16 protein-coding genes are annotated in these 17,876 nt (G+C 70.7%); 4 read left to right on the top strand and 12 right to left on the bottom strand.

Translation table 11 applies throughout. The features are described from left to right. Nucleotides 1-26 precede the first annotated feature (26 nt). The gene (locus D9753_RS24800; RefSeq protein WP_121789004.1) at nucleotides 27-1,433 is read left to right on the top strand and encodes a coiled-coil domain-containing protein; all 1,407 of its coding nucleotides are present in this window, start codon (nucleotides 27-29) and stop codon (nucleotides 1,431-1,433) included. Between the two features lie 83 nt (nucleotides 1,434-1,516). Continuing rightward, nucleotides 1,517-2,089, top strand: a complete 573-nt coding sequence (locus D9753_RS24795) for a DUF4383 domain-containing protein (RefSeq protein ID WP_121789003.1) — start codon at nucleotides 1,517-1,519, stop codon at nucleotides 2,087-2,089. Here the strand turns inward: D9753_RS24795 and D9753_RS24790 are convergent. The 3 genes from D9753_RS24790 to D9753_RS24780 form a co-directional block, all read right to left on the bottom strand. Beyond that, entirely contained in the window at nucleotides 2,077-3,180 is a 1,104-nt protein-coding gene (locus D9753_RS24790; RefSeq protein WP_121791265.1) for an amidase domain-containing protein, read from the bottom strand. The two genes, D9753_RS24795 and D9753_RS24790, sit on opposite strands and share 13 nt — an antisense overlap. A 187-nt stretch (nucleotides 3,181-3,367) precedes the next feature. Further along, the gene (locus D9753_RS24785) at nucleotides 3,368-4,663 is read right to left on the bottom strand and encodes a polysaccharide deacetylase family protein (RefSeq protein ID WP_121789002.1); all 1,296 of its coding nucleotides are present in this window, start codon (nucleotides 4,661-4,663) and stop codon (nucleotides 3,368-3,370) included. 38 nt (nucleotides 4,664-4,701) lie between these two features. Continuing rightward, on the bottom strand, nucleotides 4,702-6,990 hold the full coding sequence (locus D9753_RS24780; RefSeq protein ID WP_394346748.1) for a transglycosylase domain-containing protein: 2,289 nt from the start codon (nucleotides 6,988-6,990) through the stop codon (nucleotides 4,702-4,704). 177 nt (nucleotides 6,991-7,167) lie between these two features. Between D9753_RS24780 and D9753_RS24775 the strand changes: the two genes are divergently transcribed. Beyond that, nucleotides 7,168-7,416, top strand: a complete 249-nt coding sequence (locus D9753_RS24775; protein WP_121789001.1) for an FmdB family zinc ribbon protein — start codon at nucleotides 7,168-7,170, stop codon at nucleotides 7,414-7,416. Between the two features lie 168 nt (nucleotides 7,417-7,584). On the opposite strand, the gene D9753_RS24770 is transcribed toward D9753_RS24775, so the two are convergent. Genes D9753_RS24770 through D9753_RS24760 form a run of 3 tightly spaced genes read right to left on the bottom strand, consistent with a single transcriptional unit; the run spans nucleotide 7,585 to nucleotide 12,110 of the window. Continuing rightward, on the bottom strand, nucleotides 7,585-8,433 hold the full coding sequence (locus tag D9753_RS24770) for an HAD family hydrolase (protein WP_121789000.1): 849 nt from the start codon (nucleotides 8,431-8,433) through the stop codon (nucleotides 7,585-7,587). Continuing rightward, nucleotides 8,433-10,907 (bottom strand): phosphoribosyltransferase, encoded by a 2,475-nt coding sequence (locus D9753_RS24765; protein WP_121788999.1) that lies wholly within the window; start codon nucleotides 10,905-10,907, stop codon nucleotides 8,433-8,435. Before D9753_RS24765 ends, D9753_RS24770 begins: the two co-directional genes overlap by 1 nt. Before the next feature lie 27 nt (nucleotides 10,908-10,934). Beyond that, nucleotides 10,935-12,110, bottom strand: a complete 1,176-nt coding sequence (locus D9753_RS24760) for an HpcH/HpaI aldolase/citrate lyase family protein (protein ID WP_121788998.1) — start codon at nucleotides 12,108-12,110, stop codon at nucleotides 10,935-10,937. Between the two features lie 177 nt (nucleotides 12,111-12,287). Here D9753_RS24760 and D9753_RS24755 point away from each other — a divergent pair, with 177 nt between their 5' ends. Next, nucleotides 12,288-13,061, top strand: a complete 774-nt coding sequence (locus tag D9753_RS24755; protein WP_121788997.1) for a TerD family protein — start codon at nucleotides 12,288-12,290, stop codon at nucleotides 13,059-13,061. 32 nt (nucleotides 13,062-13,093) lie between these two features. Here D9753_RS24755 and D9753_RS24750 read toward each other — a convergent pair whose 3' ends face one another. The 6 genes from D9753_RS24750 to D9753_RS24725 form a co-directional block, all read right to left on the bottom strand. Then, nucleotides 13,094-13,828 (bottom strand): TerD family protein, encoded by a 735-nt coding sequence (locus tag D9753_RS24750; protein WP_121788996.1) that lies wholly within the window; start codon nucleotides 13,826-13,828, stop codon nucleotides 13,094-13,096. 97 nt (nucleotides 13,829-13,925) lie between these two features. Then, on the bottom strand, nucleotides 13,926-15,065 hold the full coding sequence (locus tag D9753_RS24745; protein ID WP_121788995.1) for a DUF475 domain-containing protein: 1,140 nt from the start codon (nucleotides 15,063-15,065) through the stop codon (nucleotides 13,926-13,928). 76 nt (nucleotides 15,066-15,141) lie between these two features. Further along, nucleotides 15,142-15,720 (bottom strand): TerD family protein, encoded by a 579-nt coding sequence (locus D9753_RS24740; protein WP_121788994.1) that lies wholly within the window; start codon nucleotides 15,718-15,720, stop codon nucleotides 15,142-15,144. A 96-nt stretch (nucleotides 15,721-15,816) separates the two neighbouring features. Further along, on the bottom strand, nucleotides 15,817-16,392 hold the full coding sequence (locus D9753_RS24735) for a TerD family protein (RefSeq protein ID WP_121788993.1): 576 nt from the start codon (nucleotides 16,390-16,392) through the stop codon (nucleotides 15,817-15,819). A gap of 151 nt (nucleotides 16,393-16,543) precedes the next feature. Beyond that, a complete protein-coding gene (locus D9753_RS24730; protein WP_121788992.1) occupies nucleotides 16,544-17,002 on the bottom strand; it encodes a peroxiredoxin in 459 nt (152 codons plus the stop codon). 132 nt (nucleotides 17,003-17,134) lie between these two features. After that, entirely contained in the window at nucleotides 17,135-17,572 is a 438-nt protein-coding gene (locus tag D9753_RS24725) for a DUF3052 domain-containing protein (RefSeq protein ID WP_205614247.1), read from the bottom strand. Between the last annotated feature and the right edge of the window lie 304 nt (nucleotides 17,573-17,876).

The raw sequence follows: 17,876 nt of genomic DNA, 5'->3' as shown, positions 1-17,876 counted from the left end.
GGCGAACCACAGCACGGGAGAGGGATGTGACGGCGACACCGGGCACGCCAGCGACGCGGCCGTACCCGCCGCCGTCCACCGCACGGGCCCGGCACGGGTCCGCCCCGCCGCGGGGCGCCCTGCGGGACGCCCTCACCCTGATGAGCCTGCCCGTGCTGGCCGCGCTCGCGCTGCCCGCCGCGTTCGCCGGCGGCGGCACCCGCCGTTGGTTCGGCGGGCGGGCGGACGGCCGGCGGGCCGACGCGCAGGCCGCCAAGGACGCCGCGGCGGCGGCGTTCTACGAACTCGACACCGCCCAGCGGGATCTGCGGATCTCGATCGAGACCATCACGGCGGTGGACGACTCCCCCGCCGCCCGGCGCGCCGTATCCGACTTCGAGGCGCTGGGCCGCCGGATCGACGAGGCCAGCGGACAGTACATCCAGGCCGTCGACGCCCACGACCTGGACCGCGACGACCTGGAGGCGGGCACGGCCGCCCGGGCGCGGGCCGAGCTGACCGCGGCCCGGGACGAGCTGGTGCGCGTCCGGCAGGACCTGGAGCGGTTCGGCACCTCGCTCGGGCCGCTGCTGGGCACCGCGGAGACCGCGCTGGCCCGGCTGGCACCGGCCGTGGAGCGGGCCCGGCAGTCGCTGCTGGCCGCGAGCAACGCCCTGGACGCCGTACGGGGGCACGGGCTGCGCGCCGACGAGCTGGCCGCGCGGCTGGCGGCCCTGTCGCCGGACCTGACCCGGCTGAACCAGGGTGCCGGGCAGCACGGTGTGGCGCCCACCCTGGAGCGCGCCGAGCGGGTGCAGCGGGAGGCCGGGGCGATCCGGGCGGAGGCCGAGCGGCTGCCGGAGAAGGCCGCCGAGATCGACCACCGGCTGGTCAGCCTGCGCACCAGGGCGCAGGCCCTGACCACGCGCGCCGGTCAGGTGCAGCCGGTGCTGAGCGAGCTGCGGCGCCGGTTCGCCGCCACCTGCTGGCAGGACCTCCAGCACGTGCCCGAACAGGCCGCGGAGAGCGTGCGGCAGGCCGAGCTGAAGCTCCGCGAGGCGCAGGCGGCGCGGGACGCCCAGCGGTGGCCGGACGCCACCTCGCTGCTGTCGACCGTGCGGGCCCTGCTGAACACCACGGACGACGCGGTCTCGGCCGCCGGGGACCGGCTGACCAGGCTGAACGCGGTGCAGAAGGATCCGCATCAGGAGATCGAGCGGACCCGGTTCGCGATCCGGGACGCCCAGCGGCTGGCCATGACGGGCCGTACGACCCCCGATCCGCGGGACGCCCGGCCCCTGGACGACGCGGTGGCCCGGCTGGAGCGGGCGATCGGCACGCTGGAGGGGCGGCACCCGGACTACTGGCACTTCCTGACCGAGACGGACGCGGTGCGGCAGGCGGCGGCCCGGGTGGTGTCGCGGATCCGCGAGGAGCGCGGCACCGGGCACTGAACCGCGCGTGTTGCCGAGTGGGGCGGAGCGGGCGGATATTGAAGTGGACCGATGGCCTCCGCTAGCGCCCGAGGGAGCCGGACATGGCCGCACACGCAGCGCACACGAGGAACGCCGGCGAGCGCCGGCGGACGCAGCTCGACGACCACCTGCCCGTCGACCACCGCCTCAACCGGGTCTACCGGTTCGGCGCGGGCCTGATCGGCGCGTTCCTGATCGTCTTCGGCATCCTCGGCCTGATCGACCACATCGGCTACTTCAACACCGGCGGTAACACCGTCACCGGGCTGAACACCAACGGCTCACTCAGTGTGCTGTCGATCTGCATCGGCGCGATCCTGCTGGTCGGCATGGTGATCGGCGGGAATTTCGCCTCGACCCTGAACATGGTCCTCGGCGTGCTGTTCCTGCTGAACGGCTTCTTGTTCCTCGGCCTGCTGGACACCGACAGCAACTTCCTGGCCTTCAAGATCCAGAACGTGTTCTTCAGCTTCGTCGTGGGCCTGCTGCTGATGACGTTCGGCATGTACGGCCGGGTCGGACACGCCCTGCCCCACGACAACCCGTACTGGCGGGCCCGCCACCCCGAACCCTCCCCGCACGAGCGGCGGGACGGGCAGGAGCGGCAGGACCCGCAGCGGGGTCAGGTGCGGTAGGCGTAGAACGCCGCGCCCGGGTACGAGGCGACGAGGCTCGCTACCGACCTGTTGTAGGTGTTGGTCGAGTGATAGCTCACGTACGGCACGCCGCGGCGGTCGCGGTACGTGACGATCATGGAGTGGTCCTTCGACCCGTCCCGGTTGAAGTCCATCTGGAGGACGTCACCGACGTCCAGCTGGTAGACGTTGGCCAGGCTGGTGACCCGCTTGGAGGACAGGGCGAACCAGGAGAACTCGTTGACCCCGACGAACGAGTCCGACTGGATGTCGGAGTTGCCGAACCACTTGTGGAAGTCGTTCGTGTAGCCGGGTACGTGCTTCCAGCCGCCCGCCTTCAGGGACTGGCTGACGAAGTTGGTGCAGTCGCCGCCGGCCCCCTGCCCGTTGAAGTCCGGGTAGGCCGGGTTGTACCTGTTCCAGTACTTGGCCGCGTACGCCGCCATGGCCTGGTAGTCGTAGCCGGACGCGGAGAAGTTCTTCGCGTTGGCCGGCGCGGGCCAGTTGGTGGCCGAGCGGACCGCGCTCGGCGGCCCGTCGTCCTCGCCCGCGGTCTTCACCTTGGCCACGGACGGCTTGGCGACCTGGTTCACCGCGAGGTAACCGTCGTCCGTGTCACGGATGCCGGTCAACTGCCAGTTCCCGTGCCGGTCGGCCGTGAAGGTCAGCTCGTGGTGCGCCTGGAAGCCGGTGGACTTCGGGCCCTTGGTCGTTGCCTTGTCGTAGGACAGCGCCGTGTTCTCGGTGACGGCCACCTTCGCGTGCCGGCCCGTGACCCGGGTCGCGTCCAGCGTGACCTTGGTGCTTCCCCCGCCGTACGTCTCGCCCAGCCGGGCCAGCCGGCTGCGGCGCTCACGCAGCTCGCCCAGCGCGGACGTCTGCTCGCGGGTCTGCCCGCCGGACAGGCGCACCGATCCCGAGAAGCCGGACGTGTGCCGGGTGCCGGCCTTGCCGGCGCCCTCCACGAGAGCCTGCGTGCGGTCGGTGAAGACCGCGTCGGCCAGCCGCTGGAAGGTCGCCTTGGTGGCCGCGTCCACGGTCGGATCGTCGGTCACCGCCGCCCCCGCGCTCCAGTTCGGCACCAGGGCCACACCGGCGACCACCGAGGCGGCGGCCGCGGTGACTATGGCCGCGCGGCTCCGCTTACGGCTCAGTCTTCTTGATTTCAATGATGTTTCCCCTCTACGCCGGTACACCTACCGGGGAGGGGCATCTTCGCACGGCGCGGGCGCCGGTTGTGAAGGGGGTTGCACAAGTGGAATCAGCGGCGTGCGCCGGTCACTTGACGACCGTCGACCAGTCCGGCGACTGGGCGGGGTCGAGGCTGCGCAGGGCGGCCAGGGTCTGCGGCTTCTGCACGTCGAGCCAGTCGGACAGCTCCTTGAAGGACACGCACTTCACGCCCTTCTTGGTGCAGACGTTCTTGACCACCTGGTCGATGGACCGCATGTAGATGCCACCGTTCCAGTCCTCGAAGTGGTTGCCGATGAACAGGGGTGCCCGGCTGCCGTAGTACACGCGGTTGAAGCCGGCCATGTAGGAGTCGACGGTCTGCTGCTCCCACTCGGGGTACTTGGCCGGGTCGCCCTTGGTCTCACCCTCGGACTGGTTGTAGAGGAAGTTGAAGTCCATCGACAGGCCCTGGTACTTGCCGCTCTCGTACGGCAGCATCTGGAGCGGGAAGTCCCAGATGCCGTTCTTCTTCGACGGCCATATCTGGAAGTCGCCCGGTGAACTGGCGTCGTAGCGCCAGCCGTAGCTCTTGATGGCCTTCAGCAGGTTCTTCTGGCCCTCCAGGCAGGGCGCCCGGCCCCCGGTGACCTCCTGCTTGAAGTCGAACGGCAGCGGGGGCAGGTCCTTGAAGCCGGTGTTGGTCTTCCAGTGCTCCACGAACGAGAAGAACTGGTCGATCTCGCTCTTCCACTCCCGCACGCTCCAGTCGCCGCCGCCCTTGGCCTCGCAGAAGTGACCGTTGAAGTGCGTGCCGATCTCGTCGCCGTCCTTGTACGCCTCGCCAAGCTGCTCCAGCGTGGTGCGTATGTGGTCGTCGGTGGCGTAGTCGATCGCGGCGTCGCCGGGCGAGTGCATGGGGCCGCGGTAGAGCGACTTCTTGCTCTTGGGCAGCAGGTAGATGCCGGTGAGGAAGAACGTCATGTGGGCGTCGTACTGCTCGGCCAGCTCCCGGTAGTGCGAGAACAGGTGGTCGCCGCCCTCCAGCGCGCCGTCCCAGGAGAACACCACGAACTGCGGCGGCGTCTCCCCCGGTTTGAGCGGCACCGGCTTCAACTGCCCCTTCTGCGGGCCCGTGTACGAGGTCGAGCCGTCACCGAGGATCTTGGTCCTGCCGTCCCAGCTCGGGCTCGGCGTCGCCTTCGGTGCGGCCGTGGGCTTCCGGTCCGCGGAGGCGGTCGGCGTGGTGCTGTCCGAGCGGGACAGCACCAGGAAACCGGCCACCAGCGACGCCACGACGAGGAGCGCCGCCAGGGCGGTCAGCAGTTGGGGCCGGGTGGGGCGGGGTGCACCGCGGCGACGGGGGGCGCGACGGCGGCCTGACGACGACATCTTGCGGGGCATGCGCGGCTCATTCTGGGGAAGGGGAAGGTGGGCAGGTCTCAGCCGAGGCCCGTCGCGGCCGACCAGAGGGTGTACGGGACGCTGTCGGCGGACGTGCCGGCCAGTCCGTCGAGCGGCAGCGGCTCCAGGGACCTGGCCAGGTCGATCCGGTAGACGACGATCGCGGTGGACACGGAGTCGGCCGTGCCGACGTACCAGGCGGCGGTGTCCTTCTCGGTGGTGCCGGCCCTCCCCGACACCCCGGTCCGGCCGGCCGCCGCCCCGGGATGGGCGGTGCGGAAGGAGTCGGCGAGCGCCTCGGTGACCTCCTCGGCCACCTGCGCGCCGACCGCCCGCCTGGCGTGCGGGACGGTCAGGGCGACCGGGGCGCCGTTGCGGGTGATGCGGCGCACCGAGTACGGCTCGGTGTGGGTGCCGCCGGCCGCGAACGTGGCGTAGCCGCTGGCCATGCGGATCGCACTCGGCGTGGAGTTGCCCAGCGACAGGGCGGGCACCTGCGGGCCGATGCTGGAGGACAGCAGCCCGGACGCCTCGGCGGTCCGGCGCACCGTGGTCAGGCCGGCGTCCATCCCCAACTGCATGAACGGGGTGTTCACCGACCGGGCCATCGCCTCGCGCAGCGTGATCCGCCCGTACGACGTCCCGCCGTCGTTGTGCGCGGCGACCTTCTTGCCGCTGCGGTCCCAGTAGGGCCCCTCCGGGGTGGTGACGGGCACGCCGTCGTCGCCGTCGTACACGGACTCCGGCGTGACGGGCGTGGCGGGGCCGCCGCGCGAGGTGTGGACGCCGTGTTCGAGTCCGGCGGCGTAGACGAACGGCGTGAACGCGGTGCCGGCCGGGACGGTGGTCGCGTTGGAGTCGTTGTAGCCCTGCTTACGGTGGTCCGGGCCGCCGTAGACGGCGAGGACGCGCCCGTCCGCGGCCACCGAGGAGCCGCCGTAGTGGGCGTTCGCCGCCACCTTCGCGTCGTTCCGCCTCGCCTGCTCACGGGCCTTGGTGACGGCGTCGGTCAGCGCCTTCTCCCGCTTGCGGTCGAACGTCGTGTAGATCTGGTAACCGCCCAGGTCGAACTGTTTGTCCGTAAGATGCGCGGCCTTCTTGGCGTACTGCGACGCCAGCTCCATCAGGTAGTCGCTCTGCTCACCGGTGTCGTACAGCGGGTTGCTCTTGAGCGGCTCGGGGAACTCGGTGTACTTCGCCCGTTCCTGCGGCGACAGTTTGCCGATCTTGACCATGCGGTCGAGGATCCAGGACCAGCGCTCCACCGCCCGCGCGTGGTTGGCCTTGCCGAGCGTCGGGTCGTACAGGCCGGCGCCCTTGAGCAGCGAGGCGAGCATGGCCGCCTGGGAGGCGTTGAGCTTGCCGACGTCCTTGCCGTAGTACGCCTGCGCCGCCCGCTGGATGCCGTAGGTGCCGCGGCCGAACCAGCTGGTGTTGAGATAGCCCTCGAGGATCTGGTCCTTGCTCATCGCGTTGTCGAGCTTGAGGGAGATCATCGCCTCGGTGAATTTGCGGCTTACCGTCTGATTCTGTGTGAGATAAACGTTTTTGACGTACTGCTGGGTGATGGTGGACCCGCCCTCGGTGTCCCCCTCGCCCAGCGTGCGGAACAGCGCCCGGGTGATGCCCTTGGCGGATATCCCCGGGTCCGAGTAGAAACTCTCGTTCTCCGCCGCGAGCACCGCCCAGCGGACGTCCGGGGGTATGTCCCGCAGCGGCATCGCCTGCCGCTGCACCCAGCCCGTCCGGGCCATGGGCGTACCGTCGGACCAGAAGTAGACGTTGTCCTGTTGCGTCGCGTACGAATTGAGATTGCTCGGTATGTCCGTCATCGCGTACGCGGTCACGAGGAAGGTGCCGAGCAGTCCGAACGAGGTCAGGAAGGCGCCGACCCACTGGCGCCAGGAGGGTATCCAGCGCCGCCAGCCGACCCGGCCGCGGCGCGGGTAGACCGGCTTCAGCCGGCGCGCGTACGGGGCCACGCGGCGCGCGTACGGGGCCAGCGGGCCGACCAGAGGGGCGAGGGCGGCGGCGGCGCGCTCACGGGCGGCGGAGAGGCCGGAGGCGCGACCCCCGGAGGCGCGACCCCCGGAGGAACGGCCGGAAGCATCCGCCGGGGGGCCCTCGGCGGAGCGCGCGCCACGCCGTCGCTCCGCCCGGCCGCCGGCCGGGGCGGACCGCTCGGGCGGCGGCGTGACCCGCAACTGCATGGTCTCGTCCGCCCTGAGGGCGTCCACTCTCAGATGCAGGGTCTCGTCGGCCTCCTGCGGCTTCTCGCCCCGGCCATCCCCCATGGAGCCGCCTTCCCCCTGCGACGCGTCGGTCACGCCTGCGTCCCCCTCCGCACTAGGTCTTGCTCGCGCGGGTGAGCTGAGCATCCTCGCAACGGCATTCACAAATTATCAGTAACGTTTTCGAATGCCCTGCACATATGCCGGATAGTAAGCAACACTCATAGAACATTGAGATGCCCTCCAGGGGTCCTTGACGACTAACCTGGGCTCATGCCTCGCTACGAGTACCGCTGCCGGACCTGCGGCGACACCTTCGAACTGAACCGCCCGATGGCGGAGTCCGCCACCCCCGCGAGCTGCCCCGCGGGCCACGACGACACGGTCAAACTCCTGTCGACGGTGGCCGTGGCCGGCGTCTCCCGCACCCCCTCCCCATCCCCGACGCCCCGCGCCGGCGGAGGCGGTGGCGGTGGCGGTGGCGGTGGCGGTGGGTGCTGCGGCGGAGGGTGCTGCGGCTGAGCGGAGGCGATTGCCAACGGACGGTTGCCAACAAGTGTTTGCCGACACCCGTTGGCAAACAGGTGATCGCCAACAAATGATTGCCAACAAGTGACTGCCAACGGGCGTCGGCCTACAGGCGTTGCCCTACCACCGTAGGCCAACACCTGTAGGCAAACATCTGTGGGCCTACAGGTGTTGGCCAACCGTCGTTGACCCGTGCACGGCCCCCGCCGCCCCCGCCGCCGCCAGGAACTCCCGCAGGATGCGCTCCCCGGCCAGCACTCCCCGCTCCGGCAGCGCGCTGACGTGCGGCGCGCTCCACGTGATGTCGGCCAATTCGCCGTGGCCGGGGCGCCAGCCCCGGTCGGCGGCCAGCAGCAGGTCCGCGTCGAGCAGCGAGTCCCCCGCCGCCAGCGTCAGCTCCGCGCCGGTGCGGCGGGCGACCTCACGGACGGCCGCGCTCTTGGTGAGCGGCTTCGGCACGGCGTAGATCTTGCGGCCCTGGAGCGAGACGGTCCAGCCCCGGTCCTCCGCCCACACCGCCAGCTCCTTGACCCACTCCTCGGGCAGCAGCTCGCGCTCGACCACGAGGTAGGCGAACAGGTCCTCGGCGACCCGCTGCCTGCGCACCCAGACCGGGTCGGCGGACCTCAGCAGGTGCTCGCGGATCTCCTCCAGCGGTGCGCACTCGTCGGCGAGCCGCGCCTGCACGGCCGCGTGCCAGCCGGCGTCGGTGACCCCGTCGACCAGGAGGTGGCCGCCGTTGGCGCAGATCGCGTACTTCGGCGGTGGCCCGGGCAGGTTGATGCGCTGGTACTGCTTGCGCGTCCGGGTCGTGGTCGGCACGAAGACGGCCGCGTCGCCGAGGTCGGTCAGCAGCCGGGCCGCGGTCTCCGTCAGGTAGGACAGCGGTCGCGCCTCGTGCACCTCCACGCACAGCAGTCGGGGTGCCCGAGCGTCCGGCATGGTCAGCGCGAGGGCCGCGGCGGAGTAGATCAGCGTACGGTCGAGGTCGCTCGCCACCAGCACCGGCATCACGCGGTCACCGCCCGGCCGTCGGCGCCCGTGGCACCGCGCGTGTACTGGGGGTGGATCAGCCCGACGCAGGTGTACGGCAGGCCGTCGACCTCCTCGACCGGCACCCCGCGCTGCCCGGCGAGCAGCCGGACGTGGTCCAGGTCGGCGCCGGCGCCGGCCCGCGCGAGGATCTTCCACGGCACCCGGCGCAGCAGCACCCGGGTGGTCTCGCCGACGCCGGGCTTGACGAGGTTCACGTCCTGGATGCCGTACTCCTCGCTGATGTGCTCCACGGCCCGCCAGCCCGCCCAGGTGGGCGAGCGGTCCTCGGCCATCAGTTCCCCGGCCGCCGCGCCGACCGAGCCGGCGACCTCCGGGAAGCGGGCGGAGACGGCGTCGAGGAAGGCTCCGGAGACGTCGGAGCCGGCGAGTTCACGGTAGAACTTGGCGCCGTGGAAGTCGTCCGGGCCGACCAGGTCGGCGCGCAGGACGGTGCGGGAGACCAGGCCGGACACCGTGGAGTTGAGGCAGGCGGAGGGGATGAGGAAGTCCTCGCGGGTGCCGTAGGTGCGTACGCAGGCGCCGGGGTCGGCGAGGACGGCGATCTCCGGGTCGAAGCCCGTGATGCCCTCCTTCTCCTCGAACTCCTCGACGGCCTGGGCGAGTTCGCGGGTGATGGCGCCCTTGCCGGTCCAGCCGTCCACGAAGACGACGTCCCGGGGGTCGTGGTGGGCGGCGAGCCAGCGCAGCGCGTTGGCGTCGATGCCCCGGCCCCGGACGATGGAGACGGCGTAGTGCGGCAGGTCGAGGCCGTGCCGGAACCGCGCCCAGCGGCGCATGAGGATGCCGACCGGGGTGCCCGCGCGGGCGAGGGAGACCAGCACCGGGCGCGGCGAGCGCTCCGCCAGGACCAGTTCCGTCACGGCGCCGGCCGCCCGGGCGATCCGCGCGGCCGAGGCGTCCAGGGCCGCGTGGAACAGCCGCTGGTACTGCTCGCTGGGCTGGTACTCCACCGGCAGCGACTCGGCGTAGTGCGCGCCGCCGCCCTGGATGGCCTCCTCGCGCTCCTCGGTCGGCGCCTCCAGGGTGACGTCGGAGAGGTCCTGGAGCAGCCAGCCGACCTCCTCGGGCGCGTACGAGGAGAATGCGGGGCCGCGGAGGGGCTCGGGCAGCATGGCCGGCCTTTCGGGTGCGTGCGGGACGTAGGAGGGGACGACCGCGAGCAGGACGTGCGGGACGTGCGCGGCGAGGCGGGCGAGGAGGCCGTCGGGCGCGTGCAGGGCGGGGGTGTCGGCGGCCGAGTCGACCACGGCGACGACGGCGTCGAAGCCGGCGCCGGCGACGTTGTAGGCGTAGCGCTCGCCGGGGCCGTCGGCCGGGTCGTCGTGGGCGGGGAAGACGAGGCGGGTGCGGATGGCGTAGCCGGGGTCGTCGACCGCGAGCACGGGCGAGCGGGTGGTGGTGGAGAACCGCACGTCGGCCGGCAGGAGCCGTTCCAGCTCGCGGGCGAGGCGCAGCGGGGTGTACATCAGCTCCTCGGACCCGAGCACGAGGACGCGGCCGGCGCCGGCGGGCAGCGCCTCGGCCAGTCGGGTGGCCATGGCGGGCAGCGCGGTGTCGAGGCGGGTGCGGTGGGCGGGGGTGAAGCCGTGCCGGCCGCCGTCGGGGAGGCCGGGGGGCCAGTGCAGGTCGACCCGGGCGGCCCGCTCCGGCCGGTGCGCTTCTCCCGGGGTGCGGGGGGAGGCGTCGGGCGCGGACGGGGCGTCGGCGGCGGACGTGTACCGCGCGACCAGTTCCTGGCCCTTCTCCAGCACCCCCTCCGGCAGCCGCACGGTCCCGGACGCGGCGGCGACGAGGTCCACCCGCGCCCCGATCTCAGCGGCGAACCGTTCCATCCGGGCGGTGTCCTCGGGCGCGCGCATGTCCACCAGCGCGACCACCACATAGCGCCGCCGCGGATACCGTTCATGCAGGTCACGGATGGTGTTCAGGACCGTGTTCCCGGTGGAGAACTCGTCGTCCACCAGAATCAGCGGCCCGCTGCCGGACAGCAGCCCGGGATCCTCGGGGAGCAGCAGATGGGACGTGGCGTGGGAGTGCGACTCCTCGAAGCCGCCGGCCCGGGCGACGCCGGCCACCGGCCGGCGCGTGGAGTGCAGGTACGGCGCCGTACCGAGGCCGTCGGCCACCGCGTGGCCCAGCCCGGTCGCGGTCTCCGCGTAGCCGAGGACGACCGCGGTGGCCGCCTCCGTCCCGCCGAGCAGCCCGGCGACCCGGCGGCCCAGCCGGAACCCGTGGTCGTAGACCACGGCCGGCGACTGCGGGACGTGCTTGCCGAGGACGTTCGAGACCAGCAGGTGGGCCCGCTTGGGGTTGCGGCGCAGGGCGAGTCCGAGCAGGGCCGGCAGCCCGTCGTCGCCCGTGAGTCCGACCCCGAGTCGCTCGGCGACCCAGCTACCGGACCAGACCCCGTCGTTCACTGCGTTCTTCATGCGTTCCTTGGAGAGAGGTGGGAAAGGTCAGCCGGGTATGCCGGCGGCGAGCAGCTCCACGAAGCCGACGTCCTCGTTGGCGACGCCGAACACCTCGGCGCGCAGCAGGGTCCGCTCGGCCCAGGCGCGGTGCGGCTTCACCTCGTTCATCTTGTTCGTGTAGGCCGACCTGAGGACACCCCCGCCGCCGCGTTCGGGCCGCAGGATGTCCCGGGCGTCGCTGAACTCCTCGTGGCTGACCACGGAGAGCGCGTGGACGGGCAGGACGTGGGAGGGGTGGATGCAGGTCTTGCCGAGGAGACCGTTGGCCTGGTCGAGGGAGATCTCGCGGAGCAGGCCGTCCATGGCGTGTTCGATGAGCTTCTCGCGCAGCTCGACGGCCTGCATCTCCAGGAAGGGGCTCTGCCGGAGCTGCGGCTTGAACATGCGCTCGGAGACGCGGAAGTACTCCCAGACCGGGCCGGTGACGGTGAAGCCGGTGCCGTCGGCGCGGCCGAGCATGTTCACGACGTCGGCGATCACGGAGGCGACGATCCGGACGTCGTAGGCCGTCATGTCGGGGGCGCGGCGCAGGCCGTAGGAGGAGCAGAAGTCGGTCACGCCGAGGCGGAGGGCCAGCACCCGCTCGCGGTACTTGTCGACCGCGCGGAATATGCCCTCCAGGGTGTCCACGCGGGACTCGAGGTAGAGCAGTTCGGGGGATTCCAGGACCGGCATGGCGAAGAGCCGCCGGCCGGCGGCGGCCTCGGCGACGGTCAGGGCCTCCAGGAACGGGATGCCGCGTTCCCCGGTGAACTTGGGCAGCACGAAACCGGACAGCAGGCGCACGGCCGGGCCGAGGCGCCGGGCGAGGTCGGGGATCTGTTCGGGGGTGCGCACCCGGATGAACAGCAGGGGCAGTTCCACGCCGGGCCGGGCGGCATGGGCGGCGAGGGCGGCGAACTGGCGGACGAGGTTCTCCTCGCCCGCCGCGACGTCCGCGTCGCCGATCGAGTCCTCCAGGCAGAGCACCATCGAGACCACGCCGTGGCCGGCCTGTCTGACGATGTCGTCGGCCAGCCGGGGCCGGGTGGCCGGGCTGTACAGCGTGGCGCCCAGGGCCGCGGAGAGCAGCCGGGCCGGGGAGTCGGCGGTGAACGCGCACGGCTCCCGGTGGAAGAGGCGCTGACGCACCTCCGGGGCGATGTGCCCGAAGTGACGCATGAGACTCCCTCTGGGGTGCGAGCCGAGTCTGAGGATTCGGTAAAGGGTGGCCGGTAATAGTACGTAGGGATCCATGTCGGGAGTTCCCGGTGGGCATGAATTTCCGGTAACCCGCCCATGTCGGCGCCTCGGCCCCCCGCATTGTCGTGAGCAGGACCGAGAGGGCAGGATGACCGCATGACGCACGCGATGCTGAAGGGGTCGAACGTCCCGCTGGAGGCCACCACGGTCCGCGCGGTGCTGCGCTGGACGCCGGGGCGGGAGGTCCCGGACGTGGACGCCTCGGCGCTGCTGCTGGGCCCCGACGGCCGTGTGCGCTCCGACGAGGACTTCGTCTTCTACAACCAGCCCCGGCACCCCTCCGGGGTGGTGTGGCGGCTGGGCAAGAAGCGGATCGCCGAGGGGCTGACCGACACGATCCAGACAGACCTGCCCGGTGTCGAACCGAGCGTCGGCCGGATCCTGCTGGTCGCCTCCGCCGACGGTGTCCCCTTCGACCGGGTGCCGGCGCTGTGCATCCTGCTGTACGACGCGGGGGCCGCCGACGGGGAGCCGCTGGCCCGGTTCGACATCAAGCCGGAGACCGGTGCGGAGACGGCGCTGATCTGCGGGGAGCTGTACCGGCGCGGGGAGGGGTGGAAGTTCCGCGCGCTGGGCGAGGGCTACTCGAACGGGCTGAAGGGGCTCGCCACCGACTTCGGGATCTCGGTGGACGAGTCGGAGGGGACGGCGGAGGAGTCCCAGGAGGAGTGGACGCCCGCCGGGCCGGCGTCCCGGCCGCTGCCCCCGGAGCTGCCGGCGTCCGTGGTGCCGGCGCAGGAGGCGTACGGCTACCCGCAGCCGGCTCCGCAGACGCACCCCCGGCCGATGCCGGTTCCGCTGCCGGCGACCGTGGGGCTGGACCCGCACTTCCGGCTGCCGCCGCAGGGCCCGCAGTTCCTCGGGCGGTAGGGGCGGCGCCTACGGGCCCGCCACCGGGGTGACTACCGGTCGACCTTGGTCTTGTAGCCCCGGCCCCACTGCAGTCCCCAGCCGTACAGGCGGTCCAGTTCGCCCTGGAAGCCGTAGACGAACTTGACCTCCCGGCGGACGACGAGTTCGCCCTTCACGTTCTCGATCATGACCACGGCGCAGGAGCGGGCCTGGGGGTGGCGTTCGTCCAGGCCTATCTCGATGCGGGGGCCGTTGCTCGGGTAGAGGGTGACGATCGCGTGGGTGCGGTCGAAGGCGGGCGTCCGGTCGTAGATGTAGACGAAGACCAGCAGCCGCTTGAGCGCGTCCCGGTGGTCGAGATTGACGTACATCGTCTCGCCGGATCCCGAGCCGAACCGGTCGTCGCCGCTGAGTTTGATGTACGGCGGGGCGTTGACGTCGCCGAGGTAGCCGCCGAGGGGCTGGACGACGCCCTTGGTGCCGTCGGCCAGTTCGTACAGGCAGCCCAGGTCGAGGTCGACGTCGACCATGCTCTGCCCGTGGCCGAGGATCTCCGGGGGCTTCAGTGCCTTGAAGGGGTGCCGCAGCAGGCTGGGGCGCCGGCTCCCGTCGAAGTCGGAGGTGCGCATTCGCCAGGTGAGGTTGACGCGCAGGTGGCCGGTGGCCGCGTCCTGCTTGGTGAGGGACACCGCCTGGTGCCGTCTGGTCAGCTCGATGGCGTTGGTCGCGTTGCCCGAGTCGAAGTCGGCGGTTCGCCCGCCCAGCAGTCCGTCGAAGAAACCCATTCCCGCCCCCAGGTACTCGCGTGCTCGTCCAGACGCCGTCGGGGCGGCCGACCCGCGTCGGCCGCCCCGCTCAGAGCGTTCCTCACCCGCGGGGGTGTCACACCCCGGAGGAGACCTCGGCCTTGTCGCCGGTGCCCTCGCCGGCCGCGGCCAGCGCGCGGTTGCGGCGGACGGAGGACCAGAACGACCAGGCGATCAGGATGACGCCGACGAGGCCGGTGATGACCTCGTTGATCTCGTACCGGATGGTGACCATGAGGATGATGGCCAGGGCGCCGATGGCGTAGTGGGCGCCGTGCTCCAGGTAGACGTAGTCGTCGAGGGTGCCCTGGCGGACCAGGTACACGGTCAGCGACCGGACGTACATCGCGCCGATGCCGAGGCCGAGGGCCATCAGGACGATGTCGTTGGTGATGGCGAAGGCGCCGATGACGCCGTCGAAGGAGAAGGACGCGTCCAGGACCTCGAGGTAGAGGAACATGAAGAACGCGGCCTGGCCGGCCAGGACGACCGCCGAGCGCTGCTTGCCCGAGCGGGCGGCCTCTTCCTCCTCCTCGTGCTCGCGCTCCTCCGCTTCCTCGAGCCTGTCCTCGAAGTAGCCGGAGAGGCCGCCGACGACCATGTAGGTGATCAGGCCCGCGATGCCGGCGATCAGGACCGTCTGGGCCTTGTCGGCGTGGGCGCCGCCGTGCTGGTGGGCGTGGGCGGCGAAGGTGAAGGAGGTGATCAGCAGGACGACGAGGGAGATGCAGACCGCCAGCATGTCGACCTTGCCGAGCTTGGCCAGGGGCCGCTCGATCCAGCGCAGCCACTGGATGTCCCGGTCCTCGAAGATGAAGTCGAGGAAGATCATCAGCAGGAACATGCCACCGAAGGCGGCGATCGCCGGGTGCGCGTCGGTGACGAGCTGCTGGTAGCGGTCCTTGTCGTTGAGCGCGAGGTCGACGGCCTGGAGCGGGCCCATCTTGGCCGTGACCGCCACGATGACGACGGGGAACACCAGCCGCATACCGAACACCGCGATGAGAACGCCGACCGTGAGGAAGATCTTCTGCCAGAAGGCACTCATCTTCTTCAGGATGCCGGCGTTGACCACCGCGTTGTCGAAGGAGAGCGAGATCTCCAGGACGGCGAGGATCGCCACGATGCCGAAGGCGGTCCACCCCCCGTAGAACACCGCAGCGACCAGACCGAGCGCGGTAATCGCGAACGACCAGCCGAAGGTTTTCAGAAGCACTGGCTACCCCATCATCTGTCGGGGGCTCCTCCCAGACGCTGTCTGGGGCAGGGCCTCCCCCATGCCGTACGCGGCTTTACGAAACGTTGACTCCGAAGTCTAGAGCGATACCCCGGAGGCCCGACGCGTACCCCTGTCCGACGGCGCGGAACTTCCACTCGCCCTGGTACCGGTACAGCTCGCCGAAAATCATGGCGGTCTCGGTGGAGGCGTCCTCGCTGAGGTCGTAGCGGGCCAGCTCCTGGCCGTCGGCCTGGTTCACGACGCGGATGAAGGCGTTGGAGACCTGGCCGAAGGTCTGGCCGCGCTCGTCCGCCATGTGGATGGAGACCGGAAAGACGATCTTCTCGCACCGGGCCGGCACCTTGCCGAGGTCCACCAGGACCGACTCGTCGTCGCCCTCGCCCTCACCGGTGAGGTTGTCCCCGGTGTGCTCGACGGAGCCCTCAGGGCTCGTGAGCTGGTTGTAGAACACGAAGTACTCGTCGCCGAGCACCCGGTTGGTGCCGTCGCACAGCAGCGCGCTGGCGTCCAGGTCGAAGGGGGCACCGGTGGTGGACCGCGCGTCCCAGCCGAGCCCGATCAAGACGTTGGTGAGGTTCGGTGCGGCCTTGGAGAGGGAGACGTTGCCTCCCTTGGCGAGCGTGACGCCCATGATGCTGGTCCTCCCCTGGTGGTGCCTGCCTGGTTGTGCTGCGCGTCCGGCGCCGCCCGTCGAACGGTGCGGCGCCGGGGCGGGAGCGGATCGGTGTCAGACGTTGACGCCGAAGTCCTGGGCGATGCCGCGCAGACCCGAGGCGTAGCCCTGGCCGATGGCGCGGAACTTCCACTCCGCGCCGTTCCGGTACAGCTCGCCGAAGACCATGGCGGTCTCGGTGGAGGCGTCCTCGCTGAGGTCGTAGCGGGCGATCTCCTGCTGGTTGGCCTGGTTCACCACGCGGATGAAGGCGTTGCGGACCTGGCCGAAGGACTGCTGGCGGTTCTCGGCCTCGTAGATCGACACCGGGAAGACGATCCTCTCGACGTCGGCCGGGACGCCGGCCAGGTCGACCTTGACCTGTTCGTCGTCGCCCTCGCCCTCACCGGTGATGTTGTCGCCGGTGTGCTCGACGGACCCGTCAGGGCTCTTGAGGTTGTTGAAGAAGACGAAGTGCTGGTCGCTCGCGACCTTGCCGGAGTTGTTCAGCAGCAGCGCACTGGCGTCGAGGTCGAAGTCCGTGCCGGTCGTGGTGCGCACGTCCCAGCCCAGACCGACGATGACGGCGGTCAGGCCCGGGGCCTCCTTCGTCAGGGATACGTTGCCGCCCTTGCTGAGGCTGACTCCCACGGGTCCTCCATGTGGTGTTCGGGGGCGGGGGCCCCGTCGTTCTTCGGATATGGGATCAACGTGCCGATCCTAGTGACGGGTTCCCGCCCCCCGCAGACCATGAGCATGGGAATCCGGCGGTTCCTGGCCGCCGGACGGCTCAGCGGGCGTCTCAGAGGGCGTCGAGTGCCTTGACGTATTCGCCCAGGTCACGGGCGTCCGGCAGGCCGTTGACCACGGTCCACCGCACGATGCCCTCCTTGTCGATGATGAAAGTGCCCCTAACGGCGCAGCCCTTGTCCTCGTCGAGGACGCCGTACGCGCGCGAGACCTCGCCGTGCGGCCAGAAGTCGCTCAGCAGGGGGTACTCGAAGCCCTCCTGTTCGGCGAAGACGCGCAGGGTGTGGATGGAGTCGTTGGAGACGGCGAGCAGCGTGGTGTCGCGGTCCGAGAACCGCGGCAGGTTGTCGCGCAGCTCGCACAGCTCGCCGGTGCACACGCCGGTGAAGGCGAAGGGATAGAAGAGGAGGACCACGTTCTTCTCGCCGTGGAACTCCGAGAGCCGCACGGTCCGGCCGTGGTTGTCCTTCAGCTCGAAGTCGGGCGCCTTGTCTCCGACCTGGATCGCCATCGTCGTGCATCCCTTCGGTGGGCTGTCGGGGGAGGAGGGCACAGCAAACGCCGTGGTCCACCCTACGCAGCGATCCCCCGGAGGTTACGGACGGGCCGGGCGTTCCCGGCCCGTCCGTGGGTGACGACGCGGTCACTTCTTGGACTTGGCCGCCTTCGGCGTCGCCAGACGGCTGCCGCTCCAGTCCTTGCCGACACTGACGCTCTTGGCCGCGGTCAGGCCTGCCGTCGTGGCGGCGTCCTGGATGTCGCTCGGCTCCACGTACCCCGAACGGCCGGTCTTCGGCGTGAGGAGCAGGATGATGCCGCCCTCTTCGATGTACGTGGTGGCATCCACCAGCGCATCCGTCAGGTCGCCGTCGTCATCACGGAACCACAGCACAACGGCGTCGGCCACGTCGTCGTAGTCCTCGTCCATGAGGTCGCCCTCGATGGCTTCCTCGATGGCCTCGCGGAGCTCCTGATCGACGTCGTCGTCGTAGCCGATCTCCTGGACCACCTGCCCGGGCTGGAACCCCAGCCTGCCGGCAGGGTTCGTCCGCTCCTCCGCGTGGTCCGCGGTCGCGCTCACGGGGTGCCTCCTGATCTTGTCTTGGGAATATCTCAGCCACGCGCGTGCGCGAAGCATTGGCCGTAGTCCACACGGGCGGGGCGGATCGCGCAAGTACCCGGCCCTCGGGACCGCCGAAACGGTGACGATCCCGGCCGGGTCGCCGCAACTTCTGGCACCGTATCCCGATTCTACGTAACCCACCTCACACCGATGTGCCCCGTTTGTACCGTTCGGAATCATCCGCAGACACGTCACTCGAACGACTTTGCCAAGCGCGTCACACCCCGGGCGTATCGTTGCGTTTTGACCGGTGCGGATGACG

It is taken from the genome of Streptomyces dangxiongensis (assembly GCF_003675325.1).
Classification (GTDB): domain Bacteria; phylum Actinomycetota; class Actinomycetes; order Streptomycetales; family Streptomycetaceae; genus Streptomyces; species Streptomyces dangxiongensis.
The sequence above is the reverse complement of the archived record's forward strand: the minus strand, read 5'-3'. Positions and strand labels throughout refer to the sequence as shown.